Genomic DNA, 18,021 nt, shown 5'->3' with positions numbered 1-18,021 from the left:
GTCGCATGGCGCAAGTGGCCAGCCCGGGCGAACTCTACCGAGTGCCGGCCGACGTCGACGTCGCCCGTTTCGTTGGCGAGGCGATCATCCTCCCCGGCACTGCCAGCAAAGGCGAGGTGACCTGCGCGCTGGGCAAGTTGCCGCTCGCCGCAGGGTCGGAAGGCAGCGTCGACGTGCTGATCCGTCCCGAACAGATACGTCTGGTGCCGTTCCGCTATGGCGCCGGCGTGTGGGCCAAAGTGAACGGCGTCAAATTCTTCGGCCCCGACGCCATCGTCCAACTCACCGCCGTCCAGGACAGCCTGACCCTGTCATTCACCGCCCGCGTGGCCGGACACCGGGCGCCACAACCGGGCCAGGAGGTGAGCGCCGTTGTCGAAGGCGAAGTCGTGTCGTTCGCAGCATCTGGCCGATCGAAATCAGTGTGAGTGAAGATAGTTAAGCTTGCCCAATAGCGTGCCCAGATCCCCAATCTCGTTCATAAGCACACGCAATTCGGCTGGAGGCGCTATGCAGAAAGTTCGAAAAGCTTCCAGGAACCCCAGGCAAATTGGACGCCGCATCGGACAAAAAGGGTCATGGATATCGCAGCGAACGTCCGCATTAGAGCGGTCAATATCGTCGGCAAAAGAGCGTCCGAATAGGGCTGTCGGCGGCTCCGTCGTGGGAACGAAAAAAGAAGAGAAGCAGAACTTTCGTGTGCGATTTTTGCACACGGTCTCCCGCAACTATCTGATATTACTTATCTATCTGCCCCATCCATCATGGGTGCAATCGCTAGTTGCATATCTGACATGTGCGTTCGTTACCTTTTCGAGCACCAGCCGTCCAGTCAAAATTTGCCTCTACGCCTGCGAAGCTCGAAAGTGAGAAGAGCCCGCCGTCAAACGCTCATCGTCCGACCGTTCCATCATGCTTGACGTAGGGAACCAACATCAGCAGAGCGAAACTGCCCACAACTGCACAAGCTGCGCCAAAGAGAAACACGGCGGCATGGCCAACCCCGTCCCATAGCCATCCGGCGACAAGGCTGGCTACCAAACCGGACAACCCCACTGTCGTGTTGTACCAGCCGACTCCGCTGGCGCGAAGCTGCTCCGGTACGTGGTCGCTCGCCAACGCTTTGCCGACTGAGCGGAATGTCCCCTGATAGAGCCCGTAGAAAACGAAGAGCATCGCGATCAGGGCGACGTGACGGGTCAAGGCGAAGCCGATATAGGTGATCAGGAAGACGGCGAATGCCAGGAGCAGGATGTTCCTCCTGCCCAATCTGTCCGACAGAGACCCCGCCGGGTAGGAGACCAGCGCGGCGACAAGGTTGAAGCCCGCATAGATCAGGATCGTCGTCGTCAATGAGGCGCCGATGTCCTTGGTCTGCAGGATCAGAAAGGCGTTGCTGGAATTGCCGATCCCGAATAGGGCCGTTGCCTGGAGATACTTCCAGTAGGCCTTGGGAAATCGCCTGAAGCTGACGTCGATCTTCGCTTTCGCCATCAGCTCGACCGGCCGTTCCTCGACGAGAAGGACCATCAGGAAGGCGAGAAGACCGGGAATGACCGCGAGATAGAAAATCAGGCGCGTGTCGAGATGCCACACGATGAGCAGCAAAACAGCGAGCAACGGCCCCAGGAACGCGCCCGCGTTATCGCCAACTCCTTCGAGCCCGAAGGCCCTCCCCCTGTTCGCCTCGTCCACGGAGGAGGCGATGAGCGCATCGCGCGGGGCCGAGCGGGCGCCGGTGCCGAGCCGATCCAGGAATCGTCCGCCCAGAACGCCTTGCCAAAACGTGGCGACGCCCATAGCCGGCTTGCCGATCGCGGCCAGCAGGTAACCCGCCAGCGCAATGGGCTTTCTCCTTTGCAGCCTGTCCGAGAGCGAGCCGGCAAAGCCCTGGACGATGTTCTGCGTCGCGACAGCGACGCCCTCCACCAGGCCGACTACGCTTCCGCTGGCCTTCAAGGTCTGCGTGAGGAAAATCGGCAGGACCGGGTAGAGCATCTCCGTCGAGATGTCCGCGAACAGGCTGGCCAAGGCCAGAAGAAACGTATTGCGCGAGAGCCCGGCGATGTGTGGATGCCTCGTTGCAATGGCCATGGCTTGCTAACTCCGGCTCTTTCCTGATCATCTCCAGCGAGCAGAATCTCAAAATATCACTATCTGGATGCGCATCACGGATATTGCGGTGCGTGCTCGGGTTCTGCGATCCCGCGCCCCGATCCGCATGAACAAGTGGTCGACTTGGTGGAACTGCGTCCCGAAGCGCGGCCGGAGCCCTGACCAAACGGCAGTTTGACCTAAATCATTGCGGATACAGCTGCCTAGGTGTGAAATCACAACATGGGAGATAGCGTCGATGCTGATCCGCACACTGTCTACATTGGAATGCACGAAATTGCTGGCGGCCAATCGTGTCGGCCACTTGGCATGCGCCAAGGACGGACAACCCTACGTCGTGTGCTTCAACTACGCCTACGCCGATTATCACCTCTATGGGTTCTCCTTGCCGGGGAAGAAGATCGACTGGATGCGGACCAATCCCCTGGTGTGCGTCCAGATCGACGAACACAGCCAGGGGCGTGGATGGAGAAGCGTGGTTGTCGACGGCCATTTTGAAGAACTGCCTGACCGGGTCGGCCACAAGCTTCAGCGCGATCACGCATGGTCAGTTTTGAGCAAGCATGCGGACTGGTGGGAGCCTGGTGCCCTAAAGCCTGTCATGCCTCCCGTGTCGGACAGCATACCGCACGTTTTCTTCCGGATCCACATCGAGCAAGTGTCTGGCCGGGAAGCAAGTGACCGGGAAGCAGGTGATTAGGCTGCATGCGCGGACCCGGCGGTAGATTGCGCCGGTGTGGCCAGTGGCAAGGGGGGCATGAATCGCACGAAGGCCTCGGCTCCAGCCGGCCCATTCGCCTTGCGTCCTCGCCGGAGCCGGATGGCTGACCCTGCCACGGCCATCAGGCGGCAGCCTTTGAACTCAATAGAAGCCGTTGCCTACCGCCGCAGCGCGTACACGCTTGCCATGTTTTCGCCGCCCACGGGCAGCGCCATGTCGTCGTCCAGAAGGCGGGTGATCCTGGCAAAGCCCGTGAACGCTTTCCTTGCTTCCTCGGCCGACATCTGGCCCGACAAGGCGGCCGAGCAGCAATTCAGCGCACACTGATATACCGGACCGCGTCGTCCAGTCGGCCACTTCCGCAAGAACACCATGGCCTCGGCAACACTATCGACTTCTTCAACAGGACATCCCTGCCCGCGCGAAATCCGCACGGGCGAAAAGAAATGCAGATAATCCATCGCTTCCTCCCGATCTAACCACATGAAACGCGCGATCCGCGAGTTGGTTCCGTAAAAGAACAGGGATTTCGAAGAAATCGATACGCGCCGAAGTCGAATCGATCGACCGAGAAACGCAAGGTGGCCCACCATCGCGTCCCCTCGATAATCGCAAAGCCGGCAAATGGGTTGGTTGCCGGTTCCCCCGCGTGAAGCTTAGCCTGCGCCGCCAACACACGGAAGCGCGTGGCCATCAAGGGGAGCGTGCTGCGCACTGCCGGCGTGGGCGCGTGCGCCAGGACAGCGAAAGCCTGACAACATCATTTTGGGGCGGCGCTATGCCGCCCCAAATCCTTTGCACCGACCATCTCGGCCAGTTTGCGCACAGTATTCCAGTTACGCGAGGTGCCGATGCCCAGGCGCTTGTGGCTTGTCGCCGTCAGAAGCCGTGAATTGGGCGTGGCGCGGGAGAAGAAAATCCAGATGTCGCCGCCGACGGCCTGCATCTTTTCATCTACGCCGACATAAGATCTGAGCGCGGCGATGGCTTCGTCGGGCACCGGCTGCCGCATCACCCGCACCGCCACCTGATCCGCCGCGGTGGCCGATTCGTCCGCGAACGGATTGCCGGCCGCAAGCCTCAACCAATCGGCCGCGCCGCGTACGATGATGTCGACATGGCGGCCGAAGGCAATCTCGAAGGCTGCTTCCAGCCGCTCTTCAAGGCCGGCGATTTCCGTCACCGGTGCTTCGAAGACCAGATTGCCCGTCGCCACCAGCGTACGGACATTCTTCAGGCCAAGGCCGTCCGCCATTGCCTTGAGATCGGACATGACAACCCGGCGCCCCTCGCCGAGAATGATGCTGTAGAGAAGCGCGACATAGGTCTGCATGAAGCGCGGTCCCGCCTGGCGGTGCCTATACCAGGCGCGATTGCTCCACCGCCGCCTCGATAAAGCTGGCGAACAGCGGATGCGGATCGAGCGGGCGGCTCTTCAGTTCCGGGTGATACTGCACGCCGATGAACCAGGGATGGTCGGGATATTCGACCGTTTCCGGCAGCACGCCGTCGGGTGACATGCCGGCAAACACCAGACCGCAATCCTCGAGCCGCTCCTTGTAGTCGATGTTGACCTCGTAGCGATGGCGATGGCGCTCGGAAATCTGCGTATCGCCATAGATGTCAGCGATCTTGGACCCCTTGGCGAGCTCGGCCTGATAGGCGCCCAGCCGCATCGTGCCGCCGAGATCTCCGGTTTCCCGGCGCTTCTCCAGCATGTTGCCCTTCAGCCATTCGGTCATCAACCCGACGACCGGCTCCTGGGTCGGGCCGAACTCGGTCGACGAGGCATGTTCGACACCGGCCAGAGAACGCGCCGCCTCGATGCAGGCCATCTGCATGCCGAAACAGATGCCGAAATACGGCACCTTTCGCTCGCGCGCGAACTTCGCCGCCAGGATCTTGCCTTCGGAGCCGCGCTCGCCAAAGCCGCCGGGAACCAAGATGCCATGCACCTTTTCCAGCCACGGCGCCGGATCTTCCTTTTCGAAGATCTCCGATTCGATCCAGTCGAGCTTGACCTTGACGTGGTTGGCCAAGCCGCCATGCGAGAGTGCCTCGATCAGCGATTTATAGGCGTCCTTGAGGCCGGTATATTTGCCGACCACGGCGATGGTGACCTCGCCTTCCGGATTGTGGATGCGGTTGGATACTGCCTGCCAGGGCTCCATGCGCGGCTTAGGCGCCGGATCGATGCCGAAGGCGGCGAGCACTTCCGAATCAAGCCCCTCCTTGTGATAGGCCATGGGCACGTCATAGATGTGCGGCACGTCGAGCGCCTGGATCACCGCACTTTCGCGCACATTGCAGAACAGCGACAGCTTGCGGCGCTCTTCCTTGGGAATGGCGCGGTCGGCGCGGACCAGCAGGATGTCGGGCGCGATGCCGATGCCGCGCAGTTCCTTGACCGAATGCTGGGTCGGCTTGGTTTTCAGCTCACCCGCCGTCGGGATGTAGGGCATCAGTGTCAGATGCACGTAGACGGCGTTGTTGCGTGGCAGGTCATTGCCGAGCTGGCGGATCGCCTCGAGGAACGGCATCGCCTCGATGTCGCCGACCGTGCCGCCGATCTCGCAGAGCACGAAATCATAGTCGTCATTGCCGTTGAGGACGAAATTCTTGATCTCGTCGGTGACGTGCGGGATGACCTGTACGGTAGCGCCGAGATAGTCGCCGCGCCGCTCGCGCTCGATGATGTTCTTGTAGATGCGGCCGGTGGTGATGTTGTCCTGTTGATTGGCGGAGCGGCCGGTGAAGCGCTCGTAATGGCCAAGATCGAGATCGGTCTCGGCGCCGTCATCGGTGACGAACACCTCGCCGTGCTGGTAAGGCGACATCGTGCCTGGATCGACATTGAGATAGGGGTCGAGCTTTTTGATGCGTGCGCGATAGCCTCGCGCCTGCAAGAGAGCCCCAAGGGCCGCTGCGGCTATGCCTTTTCCAAGTGAGGAAACCACGCCGCCTGTGATGAATACATATCGCGCCATGGGAGTCATCGCTTAACGCGGCCGGATTGATTCCGCCAGAGAAAAAACCACCGCGAAGGTTTTTTCCCAAGAAGGCGCCGAAGTGGTGGACGAGACAAAACAAAAGGGCCGGCAAGGCCGGCCCTTTCGGCATGATGATGAAGACGTCAGATGATGACGACCTTGGTGCCGACCTTGACCCGGCTGTAGAGGTCCATGACGTGCTCGTTGATCATGCGGAAGCAGCCGTTGGAGGCGCTGGTTCCGATCGACTGCGGCGCGATGGTACCGTGGATGCGCAGATGCGTGTCCTTCTTGCCGTCGTAGAGATAGATAGCGCGCGCGCCGAGTGGGTTCTGGCCACCGCCAGGCATGCCATCCTTGTACTGGCCGTAGTGGTTCGGCTCGCGCTTCTGCATGTCCAGCGTCGGGATCCAGCGCGGCCATTCCTGCTTGTCGCCGACAGCGACCGTGCCTTTGAATTGCAGGCCTTCGCGGCCGACCGCAATGGCGTAGCGGCGAGCCGTCGAAGATGATTCGACGAGGTAGAGGCGCCGGGCACTGGTGTCGATGACGATGGTGCCGGCATCATAGCCGGTGAATTCCACGTCCTGCGGCACGAATTCCGGCTTCACCTTGAACTGCTTCTTGGCGTCCCTCTTGGCGAGCGCCTGGTCGAGGGCGCGCGTCTCGGGGAGATACGAAATCGACGAGGAGGAAGTGCCGCCGAAGAGGCCGGCGAACAGACCGCCGCTCGACTGCTTCTGGCCGACGACCTCGCTGCGCAGTTCGCCATTGTTGCCGGTCAGAGCGACATTCATCGCCTCGGCCGGGAGAGGCTCGGACGACTGGATGGGTGCGATCGGCTCAATCGGCTCGATGATCTTGGCAGTCTTTTTGGTCGGCTTGGCCTCGGCCACTTCAGTCGCCGGCGCACTCTGGCCCTTCTTGGCCAGGAATGCCTGCCGTTCCGCGTCGGCCTTGGCTTTCGCCGCCTCGCGCATCGCAAGCTTCCTGGCTTCGATCGCCTTGGCTTTGGCTGCTTCCTTGTCGGCAACGATCTTGGCTTCGATCTTGTTGATCTGGGCGAGGTCGTCCGGTGTCGGGTTCTTCTTCTTCTTGAGAATCTTCAACTGCGCCGCGTCACTCTTGATGGCGGCGACATTAATGGCATCGGTTTTCTGAACCGACTGATGTGCGGCCATATCTGCCGGTACGCCGGCGAAGGCCGGGGAACTCATGCCCAGTGCGGCGCAAAGTCCCAGGAAAATGAAGCTGCGAAGCTGCATGGCGAAGATCCGATCGTTCAATGCTTGTTGCCCACGGCGTCGCCCGGCGCCCCCCAAGGACGCCGAAAATGCCGCGCGCAATCTATAGTCGAATAAGTGCAGACGCCTCAAGCGCGAGGCCGCGCCTCAGCCACTCGAATCTTCGTGATCGTGCTGCATTTGCCGCGACTGTGTTCAAACGACAACAGGCCGCGGCGGCAAACGTCGAAGGTTACTGGTTCGGAACCTGCGGCGTCGCCGGTGCTGCGGGAGTGGAGCCGTTGGTCGCCGGCGGCGTCGAACCGGCGGCAGGCGCCGTGGCCGGAGCGGTCGCCGGAGGCGTCGTGGCCGCGTCGTTGCCGGAGGGTGGCGTCGGCGTGGCGTTGCCAGCCGGCGCCGGAGTGGTCGTGCCAGGCAGTTGGTTGAGCACGCCCTTGCCAGCGCCGTCCGAGGTCGCCGGCACGCGGTCGAGGATGTCGATCGGCTTCTCGCCGTAACGGGCGACGATCGACAGCGTCAGCGACGTGGCGAAGAAAGCCGCCGCCAGGATCGCCGTTGCGCGCGTCAGCGCGTTGGCCGCACCACGCGCGGTCATGAAGCCCGAGCCGCCACCGATGCCGAGGCCGCCGCCTTCGGAGCGCTGCAGCAGCACCACGCCGACAAGGGCGAGCACGACCATGAGATGGATGACGATCAGTACGGTTTCCATAGTTTATCCTGGCAAGGCCTTGCCCGGCCGCGGACACGACCGGTGAATTGGAGGCGGCTCAATACAATGCTTTGACGGCATTTCCAAGCCCGTGGCCGGAATATGGGGAGCAACACCTGCTTTGCAACGATTTCCGGCGTCGTCGGCCCCGTCCGGCGCGCCCGTATCCCTAGGAAATGTTGCGATAGGCCTCGGCGATGCCGAGGAAATCCGCCGCCTTCAGGCTGGCGCCGCCGACCAGCGCGCCGTCGACATTCCTGACGCCGAGCAGTTCGACCGCATTGGACGGCTTGACCGAGCCGCCATAGAGAATGCGCATCTTCGCCGCGACGCTGCCAAGCTTTTCCGACAGCCTTTCGCGGATATGTTGGTGCGCTTCGGCCACATCGGTGGCGGTCGGCGTCAGGCCGGTGCCGATCGCCCACACCGGCTCGTAGGCGATGATGGTGTTGGACGGGGTGGCGCTCGGCGGCACCGAGCCGGCGACCTGCCGCGACAGCACGTCGAGCGTGGCGCCGGCTTCGCGCTGTTGCTGCGTCTCGCCAACGCAGATGATGGCCGCAAGCCCGGCGCGCCAGGCGGCGGAGGCCTTGGCCTGGACCGTTGCGTCATCCTCGCCCCGCTGCTCGCGGCACTCGGAATGGCCGACGATGACATGGGTCGCGCCGGCATCCTTCAGCATTTCCGCCGAAATACAGCCGGTATAGGCGCCGCTTTCCTTTGTGTGGCAATCCTCGCCGCCAGCATGGACCGGGGTGCGCGACAGGATCTCGGCGGCGTGGGCAAGCAGGGTCGCCGGAACGCAGACCAGCGCTTCGGTTTCCGCATCAAGCCCGCTCATGAAACCGTTGCCGATCATCCTGATCTCGTTGAGCGAGGCGCTGGTGCCGTTCATTTTCCAGTTGCCGGCGACGAGCGGGCGAATTCCTGGCGTCATGGGTTTGCTTCTCCGGGCGATATTCGGCTCTGGCCCTCACTACCAAAATCAGGCCACAAAGCAATCGACAGTGGACCGGAAGGGCGCTATTGCGCTTGTTTCAGACTCGGCGCACGCGAAAATGCGCATAAATCGGAAGTAACGATGCTTGGTATATTGAGAAACGCGGCAGGCACCTGGGTCGCGAAGACGCTGCTTTCGCTGCTGGTGGTCAGTTTCGCCGCCTGGGGCATTTCCGGACGGCTGATGGGCGGTTTCGCCGGCCATGACTCGGTGATAACCGCCGGCGGCACCAAGGTGTCGATCAACGAATATCGCCTCGCCTATGATCGCCAGCTCAGCGTCATGTCGCAGCAGTTCGGCCAGCGTCTCACCCACGAACAGGCAAAGGCGCTTGGTATCGACAATCAGGTGCTGGCACAGCTCGTTTCAGGTGCCGTTCTCGACGAACAGGCGCGCAAGCTGGGCCTCGGCCTGTCCAAGGACCGGCTGGCCGAGCTGACGCGGGAGGACCCGGCGTTCAAGGGACCTGGCGGCCAGTTCGACAAGAGGACATTCGAATACATGCTGCGCCAGGTCGGCATGCGGCCTGAGGATTATCTGAGGAACCGTGCCCAGGTCGCGGTACGCCAGCAGATCGTCGAGGCGGTCTCGGATGGCCTTAAGGCGCCTGACACCTTCTTCAAGGCGGTTGCGCTCTATCGCGGCGAAGATCGCACCGTCGACTACCTGACCTTGCCGAAGACGCTGGTCGAGCCGATCGAGGCGCCGAGCGACAGCGTGCTGTCGGCCTATTTCGAGGCCAACAAGAAAACCTACGCCGCACCCGAGTACCGCAAATTCTCCTATGTCCGGCTCGAACCGGCGGACATCATGGATACGACCGCCGTCACTGACCAACAGGTGAGCGACGACTACAACAAGAACAAGGCGCGCTACACCACGCCGGAGTTGCGCACCATCGAGCAGCTTGTGTTCAAGACGCCGGATGCGGCAAAGGCCGCGCTCGATTCGCTAAAGGCTGGCGCAACGTTCGACAAGCTCGTCTCGGCTGAAGGCAAGACCCAGGCCGACACGCTGCTTGGCACCCTCGCCAAGGACAAGATCGCCGACAAGGCGGTCGCCGACGCGGCCTTCGCGCTCAGCGCCAATGAAGTCAGCCCCGTGGTTCAGGGCACCTTTGGCCCGGTGCTGCTGCGCGTCACCGAGATCAAGCCCGAAGTGGTCAAGCCGCTCGCTGAAGTGTCCGACCAGATCCGCAAGGACCTGGCGCTTGGTGAGGCGAGCCGCATCCTTCTGGATGTGCACGACAATTATGAGGACACCCGCGCCTCGGGCAGTTCGCTGGCCGACGCCGCCGCCAAGCTGAAGCTGAAGGACGTCACCATCGACGCCATCGATCGCAGTGGCCTCAGGCCGAACGGCTCCATCGTCAAGGACCTGCCGGAATCACCGGCGCTGATCAAGGCCGTCTTCGACGCGGAACCCAACACTGAAAACGATGCTCTGACCACGGCGGACAACGGCTTCATCTTCTATGAGGTCGGGGCCATCACGCCGGCTCGTGACCGGACGCTGGACGAGGTTCGCCAGAAAGTTGCCGCCGACTGGACGGCGGCCGAAACGACCAAGCGGCTCGCCGCCAAGGCGGGTGAACTCGAGAAGCGGCTCAAGGCCGGCGCCACGCTCGACGTCATCGCCGGCGAGCTCAAGCTGGAAAAGCAGACCAAGCGCGGCTTGAAGCGCGAAGCCGACGATGCCGACTTCGGCAAGGAGGGCGCCGCGGTCATGTTCGGCGTCGGCGAAGGCGGCACCGGGTTGATCCCCTCGCCCACTGGCGATGGGCAGATCCTGTTCAAGGTCGCCGAAGTGTTCGAGCCTGCGGGCGCCGAGGCAAGCTCGGTGCCCGAGGACGCGCAGAAGTCCTTCACCTCCGGCATGTCGGACGATCTGCTCGACCAGTTGGTGGCGCAACTGCAGACGCAGTACGACGTTCGCATCGATCAGGCCGCCGTTGCCCAAGCCTCGACAAGATGAGCGCGCTGAAAACCCACATCGCCAAGGTCGCGGGCGGGACCGCCCTTTCCTTTGAGGAAGCGCGCGAGGCCTTCGACATCATCATGTCGGGTGACGCGACCCCTGGCCAGATCGGCGGCTTCCTGATGGCGCTGCGCGTGCGTGGCGAAACGGTGAGCGAGATTTCAGGCGCCGTCGCCACCATGCGCGCCAAGATGCTTCGCGTCGACGCGCCCGCTGGCGCCATCGATATCGTCGGCACCGGCGGCGACAATTCGCACAGCGTCAACATCTCGACCGGATCGGCCTTCGTCATCGCCGGCAGCGGCGTCCCGGTCGCCAAGCACGGCAATCGCGGCCTCTCCTCGCTGACCGGTGCGGCCGATGTCCTGACCGCGCTCGGGGTCAAGATCGACATTCCGCCGGAGACGATTGGCCGCTGCATCCACGAGGCCGGCGTCGGCTTCATGTTCGCGCCGGCGCACCATCCGGCGATGAAGCATGTCGGCCCGATCCGTGGCGAGCTCGGCACACGCACCATCTTCAACCTGCTCGGCCCGTTGTCCAATCCGGCCGGCGTCGTCAGGCAGATGGTTGGCGTGTTCCTGCCGGAATGGATCATGCCGGTCGCCGAGACACTGAAGGCGCTGGGCACCGAGCACGCCTGGGTCGTTCATGGCGACGGTTATGACGAAATCACCACCACCGGCGAGACGCAGGTGGCGGAACTGATCGGCGGCGAGATCCGCGGCTTCACGCTGACGCCTGAAGCCGTTGGGCTGGCGCGCCACACCAAGGATGAGTTGCGCGGCGGCAACGCGGCCTACAACGCCAAGGCTTTGCGCGATATGCTCGGCGGCGCTGCCGGCGCCTATCGCGACACCGTGTTGATGAATGCCGGCGCCGGACTGGTGGTGGCGGGCAAGGCGACGACCCTCGTTGACGGCATAGCGGCGGCGGCGCAGGCCATAGACAGCGGCCGGGCGCTGCAGGTGCTCGACAGGCTGATCGAGATTTCGAACGGATAGAGCGTGTCTGACATTCTTCGCAAGATCGAGGCCTACAAGCGCGACGAGATCGCGGCGGCCAAGGCGCGTGTGCCACTGGCCGAGATCAAGGCACGCGCAAGAGACGCCGACGCGCCACGCGGATTTCTTGCCGCGCTCGAGGCGAAGCGCAAGTCGGGCAGCTTCGCTCTGATCGCCGAGATCAAGAAGGCGAGCCCTTCCAAGGGCCTGATCCGAGCGGATTTCGACCCGCCGGCGCTGGCGCAGGCCTATGCGAAAGGCGGCGCCGCCTGTCTTTCGGTGCTGACCGACGCGCCGTCCTTCCAGGGCGCCCCCGAATTTCTCACCAGGGCGCGCGCCGCCGTCGCCCTGCCCGCGCTGCGCAAGGATTTTCTGTTCGATCCCTACCAGGTCTATGAAGCCCGTGCGTGGGGCGCGGACGCCATCCTGATCATCATGGCCAGCGTCGACGACGCCCTGGCGAGCGACCTCGAATCGACGGCGTTCGATCTCGGCATGGATGCGCTGGTCGAAGTGCATGACGAGGCCGAGATGCTGCGCGCACTGAATCTGTCGTCGCGGCTGATCGGCATCAACAACCGCGATCTGAGAACGTTCGAGACCAGCCTCGATACCTCCGAGCGGCTGGCGTCGATGGTCCCGGCCGACCGTTTGCTGGTCAGTGAGAGCGGTATCTTCACACATGACGATTGCCTGAGACTGCAGAAGAGCGACATCGCTACCTTCCTTGTCGGCGAAAGCCTGATGCGGCAACAGGACGTGACTGCGGCGACGCGCCTGCTCCTGACGGGCAAGGCGCCGGATGCATCGGCCCGAAAATCGGAATCGATTTTCGGAGAGCACGATGCATAGATTCAAAGTGATAGAGCGTACTTTGTGCGTCCGAATGGACGCACGTCGCTCTATGGCGATCTGACCATGGCGGCCGCCCTCACTCATCTTGGCGCGCAGGGCGAGGCCAACATGGTCGATGTCGGCGACAAGGCGGAGACGACGCGCACGGCGATCGCCGAGGGTTTCGTCTCGATGCGGCCAGAGACGCTGACAATGATCCTCGCGGGCGACGCCAGGAAAGGCGACGTGCTCGGCACCGCGCGCATCGCCGGCATCATGGCGGCCAAGAAGACGCATGAGTTGATCCCGCTCTGCCACCCGCTGCTTCTGACCAAGGTCTCCGTCGACATCGACCCGGACCATGCTTTGCCGGGTCTGAAGGTCACCGCGCTGGCGCGTGTCACCGGCAAGACGGGCGTCGAGATGGAAGCACTGACTGCCGCTTCGGTTGCCTGCCTGACCATCTACGACATGGCCAAGGCGGTGGACCGCGCCATGGTCATCTCCGGCATCCGACTGGTCGAAAAGACCGGCGGCAAGTCGGGCGACTACAAGGCAGGCGCCTGATGGCGCTGGTTCCGGTCGCCGAGGCGCTCGAACGCCTGCTGGACGGCGCTGTGCCGCTGGCAAGCGAAAGCGTGCCACTTTTCGAGGCTGTGGATCGCGTGCTGGCGGAACCGGTTGTCGCGCTGCGCACCCAGCCACCCTTCAACGCCTCGGCCATGGACGGCTATGCGGCCCGTGCCGCCGACGTGGCATCGGTGCCAGCACGGCTTTCCGTGATCGGCATGGCACCGGCCGGACGCGGCTTTGACGGCTCGGTCGGCGAACGCCAGGCGGTGCGCATCTTCACCGGCGCACCGCTACCTGACGGCGCCGATACCATCGTCATCCAGGAAAATGTCAGGGATATCGGTGGCGGCGATATCGAAGTGACCGAGCCGACAGCCGAGTGGCGCAACATACGCCGCATCGGCCTCGACTTTTCGAAGGGCGACGTCCTGCTTGAAAAAGGCCGCTTGCTCGATCCGGCGGCGCTGTCGCTGGCGGCATCGGCCAATCATCCCCGAGTGAGCGTGGTGCGACGACCGCTGGTCGCCATCATCGCCACGGGCGACGAGCTGTTGCCCCCCGGCAGCGAACTCGGGCCGGACCAGATCATCTCGTCCAATGCCTATGGCGTCGCCGCCGCCGCGCAATCGGTGGGCGCGCGCGCGCTCGATCTCGGCATTGCAGCCGACCGCAAGGAGGCCATCGCAGCGCTGGTCAAGAAGGCGGTCGTTGCCGGCGCGGATGTCATCGTGACGCTTGGCGGCGCCTCGGTCGGCGACCACGACCTGATCCATGACGTGCTGACCGGCGAAGGCATGCGGCTCGGTTTCTGGAAGATCGCCATGCGTCCCGGCAAACCGCTGATGTTCGGACGCCTTGGCGAGACCAGGTGCATCGGCCTGCCCGGCAATCCGGTGGCAAGCCTGGTTTGCTCGCAATTGTTCCTCAAGCCGTTGCTGGCGCGGCTTGGCGGCCGCAATCATCGTCAGGACATACGTAAGGCGCGACTGGGCGCCGCAATGCCGGCCAATGATCTTCGCCAGGACTATGTGCGGGCCGTGGTCCAGGAAGATGCAGGCGTGCTGGTTGCGACGCCGTTCAGCATCCAGGATTCCTCGATGCTGAGAATGCTGGCCGACGCCAACGGGCTGATCGTGCGGCCGCCATTTACCCCCGCGGCTGCGGTGGGCGAGGCTTGCAGCGTGCTGATGCTACGCTGAATGAATCCAACATAAACCATTCACAGCAATGCGAAAATTATCTCGCCCCTATTCCGATATCAAGGTCCGGGTCAGCGGATGAGCCGGATCGGCAAGGCCGTCGACAACGCTGTAATGATGTCGGTCGGGCTCGACCACGGTGCTCGTCGTGGCGCCAAGGCCGGTCCAGATGTTGGCTAGCAATGCGTTCTGGCGCAGGAATTCGGCGCGTTCGCCACCACCGGCCCAGCATGTGATGCGGACACCATCCATGGGGCGCAAGAGCGCTGGGCTCTCGGTCAGCGCCTCATGTTCGTCGATCGCCAATGTGGCGTTCATCTCGGTGAGCATGATTGGACGCAGGTCATGGACGCCTGAAATCGACACGACGTGGCGCACGCGCCGCGCGACATCGGCTGCCAAAGGCGTGGTTGTCGTCACCATCCGGCTGGCGAGATGTCCACCCGCCGAATGTCCGGTCAACATCATCGGTCCATCGATCATTTCCGCCGCCTTGCCGATCGCCGCCCCAATTTCCCCGGCGATGCCGGCGATGCATGTTTCCGGGCACAGCGTGTAGGAGGGCATCGCCACGGCAAAGCCGCTGCTGACCGCGCCATTGGCGAGATGCGACCAGAAACTCTTGTCGAACGCCATCCAGTAGCCGCCATGGATGAACACCACGAGCCCCCTGGGCGTGGCGCTGGGAAGGAAGAGATCGAGCCGATTGCGCCGTCCGTCGCCATAGGCGATGTCGAGCCGTGCCCGGCCCTGTGCCGAAAGTGCATTGCGAAACGCTTGCGCCGGTTCGACCCAAGCGGCCGGCCAGCGGTCGCTGCCGGCGATGTTCGCGCCGTTGGCATAGGCGCCGTCCCAATCGACAACGTGACGCTCCAGCATCGGCATCCTCCCCCAAACGGCATCGTTTTCAGCGCTAGCAATGGCCACCGCCGCGCCTTGCGTCAATGCTTCCATTCAAAACATTTTAGGCTTGAAACAAATTTCGACTGGTGCGATCCTGCCTGACGAACAGCCGACAAAATGGGAGGTCTGCTGTGCGGCCGGGAACCTGCGGACGCTCACCCTGCCCGGTGACGTCGAGCGAAGTGCGACTGGCGGCACGAAGCCTCCTCTAGGAAAGCAGGACCTTCAGATCCACCATATCCGGCCAGGCGCCTCGCGCATTGGCCAGGCAGCAGACGGGATAGCGGCGAGATGCTTGGGCCTTCAGCGCATATCGATACGTTCACGCGCGATCACCTGCCGCCGCCGGAGCAATGGCCGGACTTCCTGCTCGACGGTTTTGACTATCCCGAACGCCTCAACGCCGGCGTCGAACTGACCGACAGGCTGGTCGAGAAAGGCCTCGGCGATCACACCGCGCTGATCGGCAATGGGCGCCGCCGCACCTACAAGGAACTGTCCGACTGGACGAACAGGCTGGCCCATGCGCTGGTCGAAAACTACGGCGTCAAGCCGGGCAACCGGGTGTTGATCCGTTCGGCCAACAACCCTGCCATGGTGGCCTGCTGGCTGGCTGCCACCAAGGTCGGCGCCGTGGTCGTCAACACCATGCCGATGCTGCGCGCCGGCGAGCTTGCCAAGATCGTCGACAAGGCGGAAATCACCATCGCGCTCTGCGATACCAGGCTGATGGACGAAATGACCGCCTGCGCCAAGGACAGCGCGTTCCTCAGGCAGGTCATCGGCTTCGACGGCACCGCCAACCATGACGCCGAACTCGATCGCGCGGCTCTCGACAAGCCGGTTATCTTCACCGCCGTCAGCACAGGCCGCGACGACGTCGCCCTGCTCGGCTTCACTTCGGGCACGACCGGCGTGCCGAAGGCGACGATGCATTTCCACCGCGACCTCCTGATCATCGCCGACGCCTACGCCCGCGAGATCCTCCAGGTGACGCCGGACGACATCTTTGTCGGCTCGCCGCCGCTCGCCTTCACCTTCGGTCTTGGCGGGCTTGCCATCTTTCCGCTGCGCTTCGGCGCGGCGGCGACGCTGCTCGAGCAGGCGACACCGCCCAACATGATCCATATCATCGAGACCTACAAAGCAACCATCTCCTTCACTGCGCCAACCGCCTACCGCGCGATGCTGAAAGCCATGGATGAGGGCGCCGACCTGTCATCGCTGCGCGTCGCCGTTTCGGCCGGCGAGACGTTGCCAGCTCCGGTTTTCGAAGAGTGGACGCGAAAGACCGGCAAGCCGATCCTCGACGGCATCGGCGCCACCGAAATGTTGCATATCTTCATCTCCAACCGCTTCGGCGACATGAAGCCGGCATCGACCGGCAAGCCCGTGGGTGGCTACGAGGCGCGCATCGTCGACGAAGAGATGCGCGAGGTGCCGCGCGGCACAACTGGCAGGTTGGCGGTACGCGGGCCGACCGGCTGCCGCTACATGGCCGATATCAGGCAGAAGGACTATGTGCGCGACGGCTGGAACCTCACCGGCGACACCTTCACCCAGGATGAGGATGGCTTCTTCCATTTCGCCGCGCGCTCCGACGACATGATCATCAGCGCCGGCTACAACATTGCCGGGCCCGAGGTCGAGGCAGCGTTGCTGTCGCATCCTGATGTCGTCGAATGCGCGGTGATCGGCGCCAAGGATGCCGAACGCGGCCAGATCGTCGAGGCGCATGTCGTGCTGGTGCAAGGCGTGGCGCCAGACGCCTTGACCACCAAGCGCCTGCAGGACCATGTCAAGGCAACGATCGCCCCCTACAAATACCCGCGATCGGTGAAATTCACCGCCGCCTTGCCCAAGACCCAGACCGGCAAAATCCAGCGCTTCCGGCTGCGCACGGAGAAAATCAATTGAGCGAGCCATACGATCCGGCGTCCGAAGGCGCACAGATGTCGTTCAAGGAACGCATGTCCTACAGCGACTATCTGCACCTGGAGAAGGTGCTCGACGCGCAGACGCCGTTGTCATCCGCACATGACGAGATGCTGTTCATCATCCAGCACCAGACCTCGGAATTATGGATGAAGCTCGCTCTTCACGAGCTCGGCGCCGCGATCCGCTCCATCCGTGCGGACCGTCTCGAGCCGAGCTTCAAGATGCTGTCGCGCGTCGCCCGCATTTTCGAGCAGTTGAACAATGCCTGGGACGTACTGCGGACGATGACGCCCAGTGAATACACCGAGTTCCGTGACGCGCTCGGCCAGTCCTCGGGCTTCCAGTCCTGGCAATATCGCGCCATCGAATTCGTGGCCGGCAACCGCAACCCAGCCATGCTCGGCCCGCACAAGCACCGGCCGGACCTCAGCCAGAAGCTGGAGGCCATCCTGGCTGAGCCATCGCTCTACGATGAAGCGCTGCTGCTTCTGGCGCGCAACGGATTCGACATCGGCGCCGACGCCAGGCGCACGGACTGGCGTGAGACACGCGCCGAGAGTGAAGCGGTTCTGATGGCATGGCAGACCGTCTACCGCGACCCGCAGCGCTACTGGATGTTCTACGAGCTGGCCGAAAAACTGGTCGACTTCGAGGATTATTTCCGCCGCTGGCGCTTCAACCACGTCACGACGGTCGAGCGCATCATCGGCATGAAGCGCGGCACCGGCGGCACGTCGGGCGCGTCCTATCTGAAGAAGATGCTGGAGGTCGTCCTGTTTCCGGAGCTGTGGACGGTTCGCACCCGGCTCTGATT

Annotated in this window: 17 protein-coding genes; 9 read left to right on the top strand and 8 right to left on the bottom strand. The window is 63.1% G+C overall.

The window, feature by feature from the left end; translation table 11 throughout:
- Window positions 1-428 (top strand): TOBE domain-containing protein (locus tag OOJ09_RS13260; protein WP_269905641.1); only part of this gene is annotated, 428 nt, incomplete at its 5' end.
- A 463-nt stretch (window positions 429-891) separates the two neighbouring features.
- Here the strand turns inward: OOJ09_RS13260 and OOJ09_RS13255 are convergent.
- Window positions 892-2,094 carry an MFS transporter gene (locus OOJ09_RS13255; protein WP_269905640.1) on the bottom strand — a complete coding sequence of 401 codons (1,203 nt, stop codon included), beginning with the start codon at window positions 2,092-2,094 and terminating at the stop codon, window positions 892-894.
- A 259-nt stretch (window positions 2,095-2,353) separates the two neighbouring features.
- Here OOJ09_RS13255 and OOJ09_RS13250 point away from each other — a divergent pair, with 259 nt between their 5' ends.
- Window positions 2,354-2,815 (top strand): pyridoxamine 5'-phosphate oxidase family protein, encoded by a 462-nt coding sequence (locus OOJ09_RS13250; RefSeq protein WP_269905639.1) that lies wholly within the window; start codon window positions 2,354-2,356, stop codon window positions 2,813-2,815.
- A gap of 179 nt (window positions 2,816-2,994) precedes the next feature.
- Here OOJ09_RS13250 and OOJ09_RS13245 read toward each other — a convergent pair whose 3' ends face one another.
- The 6 genes from OOJ09_RS13245 to tpiA form a co-directional block, all read right to left on the bottom strand.
- Window positions 2,995-3,297, bottom strand: a complete 303-nt coding sequence (locus tag OOJ09_RS13245) for a DUF982 domain-containing protein (protein ID WP_269905638.1) — start codon at window positions 3,295-3,297, stop codon at window positions 2,995-2,997.
- A gap of 299 nt (window positions 3,298-3,596) precedes the next feature.
- Window positions 3,597-4,169 (bottom strand): DUF1697 domain-containing protein, encoded by a 573-nt coding sequence (locus OOJ09_RS13240; RefSeq protein ID WP_269905637.1) that lies wholly within the window; start codon window positions 4,167-4,169, stop codon window positions 3,597-3,599.
- Window positions 4,170-4,194: 25 nt separating this feature from the next.
- Window positions 4,195-5,832 (bottom strand): CTP synthase, encoded by a 1,638-nt coding sequence (locus OOJ09_RS13235; RefSeq protein WP_269905636.1) that lies wholly within the window; start codon window positions 5,830-5,832, stop codon window positions 4,195-4,197.
- 137 nt (window positions 5,833-5,969) lie between these two features.
- Entirely contained in the window at window positions 5,970-7,091 is a 1,122-nt protein-coding gene (locus tag OOJ09_RS13230) for a L,D-transpeptidase (RefSeq protein WP_269905635.1), read from the bottom strand.
- Between the two features lie 211 nt (window positions 7,092-7,302).
- Complete coding sequence (gene secG / locus OOJ09_RS13225) at window positions 7,303-7,779, bottom strand: preprotein translocase subunit SecG (RefSeq protein WP_269905634.1); 477 nt, start codon at window positions 7,777-7,779, stop codon at window positions 7,303-7,305.
- A 169-nt stretch (window positions 7,780-7,948) separates the two neighbouring features.
- The gene (gene tpiA, locus OOJ09_RS13220) at window positions 7,949-8,716 is read right to left on the bottom strand and encodes a triose-phosphate isomerase (protein WP_269905633.1); all 768 of its coding nucleotides are present in this window, start codon (window positions 8,714-8,716) and stop codon (window positions 7,949-7,951) included.
- A gap of 144 nt (window positions 8,717-8,860) precedes the next feature.
- Between tpiA and OOJ09_RS13215 the strand changes: the two genes are divergently transcribed.
- The 5 genes from OOJ09_RS13215 (at window position 8,861) to glp (ending at window position 14,366) form a co-directional block, all read left to right on the top strand.
- Window positions 8,861-10,753, top strand: coding sequence for a SurA N-terminal domain-containing protein (locus OOJ09_RS13215; RefSeq protein WP_269905632.1), 1,893 nt, complete (start codon window positions 8,861-8,863; stop codon window positions 10,751-10,753).
- Window positions 10,750-11,760, top strand: coding sequence for an anthranilate phosphoribosyltransferase (gene trpD / locus OOJ09_RS13210; RefSeq protein WP_256752829.1), 1,011 nt, complete (start codon window positions 10,750-10,752; stop codon window positions 11,758-11,760). Before OOJ09_RS13215 ends, trpD begins: the two co-directional genes overlap by 4 nt.
- A gap of 3 nt (window positions 11,761-11,763) precedes the next feature.
- Complete coding sequence (gene trpC / locus OOJ09_RS13205; RefSeq protein WP_269905631.1) at window positions 11,764-12,612, top strand: indole-3-glycerol phosphate synthase TrpC; 849 nt, start codon at window positions 11,764-11,766, stop codon at window positions 12,610-12,612.
- 66 nt (window positions 12,613-12,678) lie between these two features.
- The gene (gene moaC, locus OOJ09_RS13200; RefSeq protein ID WP_269905654.1) at window positions 12,679-13,161 is read left to right on the top strand and encodes a cyclic pyranopterin monophosphate synthase MoaC; all 483 of its coding nucleotides are present in this window, start codon (window positions 12,679-12,681) and stop codon (window positions 13,159-13,161) included.
- Entirely contained in the window at window positions 13,161-14,366 is a 1,206-nt protein-coding gene (gene glp / locus OOJ09_RS13195; protein ID WP_269905630.1) for a gephyrin-like molybdotransferase Glp, read from the top strand. Before moaC ends, glp begins: the two co-directional genes overlap by 1 nt.
- A 48-nt stretch (window positions 14,367-14,414) precedes the next feature.
- Here glp and OOJ09_RS13190 read toward each other — a convergent pair whose 3' ends face one another.
- On the bottom strand, window positions 14,415-15,245 hold the full coding sequence (locus tag OOJ09_RS13190) for an alpha/beta hydrolase (protein WP_269905629.1): 831 nt from the start codon (window positions 15,243-15,245) through the stop codon (window positions 14,415-14,417).
- Window positions 15,246-15,560: 315 nt separating this feature from the next.
- On the opposite strand from OOJ09_RS13190, the gene OOJ09_RS13185 reads away from it, so the two are divergent.
- Entirely contained in the window at window positions 15,561-17,186 is a 1,626-nt protein-coding gene (locus OOJ09_RS13185; protein WP_269905628.1) for an AMP-binding protein, read from the top strand.
- Entirely contained in the window at window positions 17,183-18,019 is an 837-nt protein-coding gene (gene kynA, locus OOJ09_RS13180) for a tryptophan 2,3-dioxygenase (RefSeq protein WP_269905627.1), read from the top strand. The genes OOJ09_RS13185 and kynA overlap by 4 nt, the downstream gene beginning before the upstream one ends.
- Window positions 18,020-18,021: the final 2 nt, after the last annotated feature.

It is taken from the genome of Mesorhizobium qingshengii (assembly GCF_027563465.1).
Taxonomy (GTDB): domain Bacteria; phylum Pseudomonadota; class Alphaproteobacteria; order Rhizobiales; family Rhizobiaceae; genus Mesorhizobium; species Mesorhizobium qingshengii_A.
Note: the sequence above shows the minus strand (reverse complement) of the source record. Positions and strands in the feature narration are given on the sequence as shown.

Excerpts from the sequence above, each read along its gene's own strand:
- secG (WP_269905634.1), bottom strand. The coding sequence starts at position 7,779 with ATGGAAACCGTACTGATCGTCATCCATCTCATGGTCGTGCTCGCCCTT.
- tpiA (WP_269905633.1), bottom strand. The coding sequence starts at position 8,716 with ATGACGCCAGGAATTCGCCCGCTCGTCGCCGGCAACTGGAAAATGAAC.
- OOJ09_RS13185 (WP_269905628.1), top strand. The coding sequence starts at position 15,561 with ATGCTTGGGCCTTCAGCGCATATCGATACGTTCACGCGCGATCACCTG.
- OOJ09_RS13255 (WP_269905640.1), bottom strand. The coding sequence starts at position 2,094 with ATGGCCATTGCAACGAGGCATCCACACATCGCCGGGCTCTCGCGCAAT.
- glp (WP_269905630.1), top strand. The coding sequence starts at position 13,161 with ATGGCGCTGGTTCCGGTCGCCGAGGCGCTCGAACGCCTGCTGGACGGC.
- OOJ09_RS13190 (WP_269905629.1), bottom strand. The coding sequence starts at position 15,245 with ATGCTGGAGCGTCACGTTGTCGATTGGGACGGCGCCTATGCCAACGGC.
- OOJ09_RS13235 (WP_269905636.1), bottom strand. The coding sequence starts at position 5,832 with ATGACTCCCATGGCGCGATATGTATTCATCACAGGCGGCGTGGTTTCC.
- OOJ09_RS13215 (WP_269905632.1), top strand. The coding sequence starts at position 8,861 with ATGCTTGGTATATTGAGAAACGCGGCAGGCACCTGGGTCGCGAAGACG.
- moaC (WP_269905654.1), top strand. The coding sequence starts at position 12,679 with ATGGCGGCCGCCCTCACTCATCTTGGCGCGCAGGGCGAGGCCAACATG.
- OOJ09_RS13240 (WP_269905637.1), bottom strand. The coding sequence starts at position 4,169 with ATGCAGACCTATGTCGCGCTTCTCTACAGCATCATTCTCGGCGAGGGG.
- OOJ09_RS13250 (WP_269905639.1), top strand. The coding sequence starts at position 2,354 with ATGCTGATCCGCACACTGTCTACATTGGAATGCACGAAATTGCTGGCG.
- OOJ09_RS13230 (WP_269905635.1), bottom strand. The coding sequence starts at position 7,091 with ATGCAGCTTCGCAGCTTCATTTTCCTGGGACTTTGCGCCGCACTGGGC.
- trpD (WP_256752829.1), top strand. The coding sequence starts at position 10,750 with ATGAGCGCGCTGAAAACCCACATCGCCAAGGTCGCGGGCGGGACCGCC.
- OOJ09_RS13245 (WP_269905638.1), bottom strand. The coding sequence starts at position 3,297 with ATGGATTATCTGCATTTCTTTTCGCCCGTGCGGATTTCGCGCGGGCAG.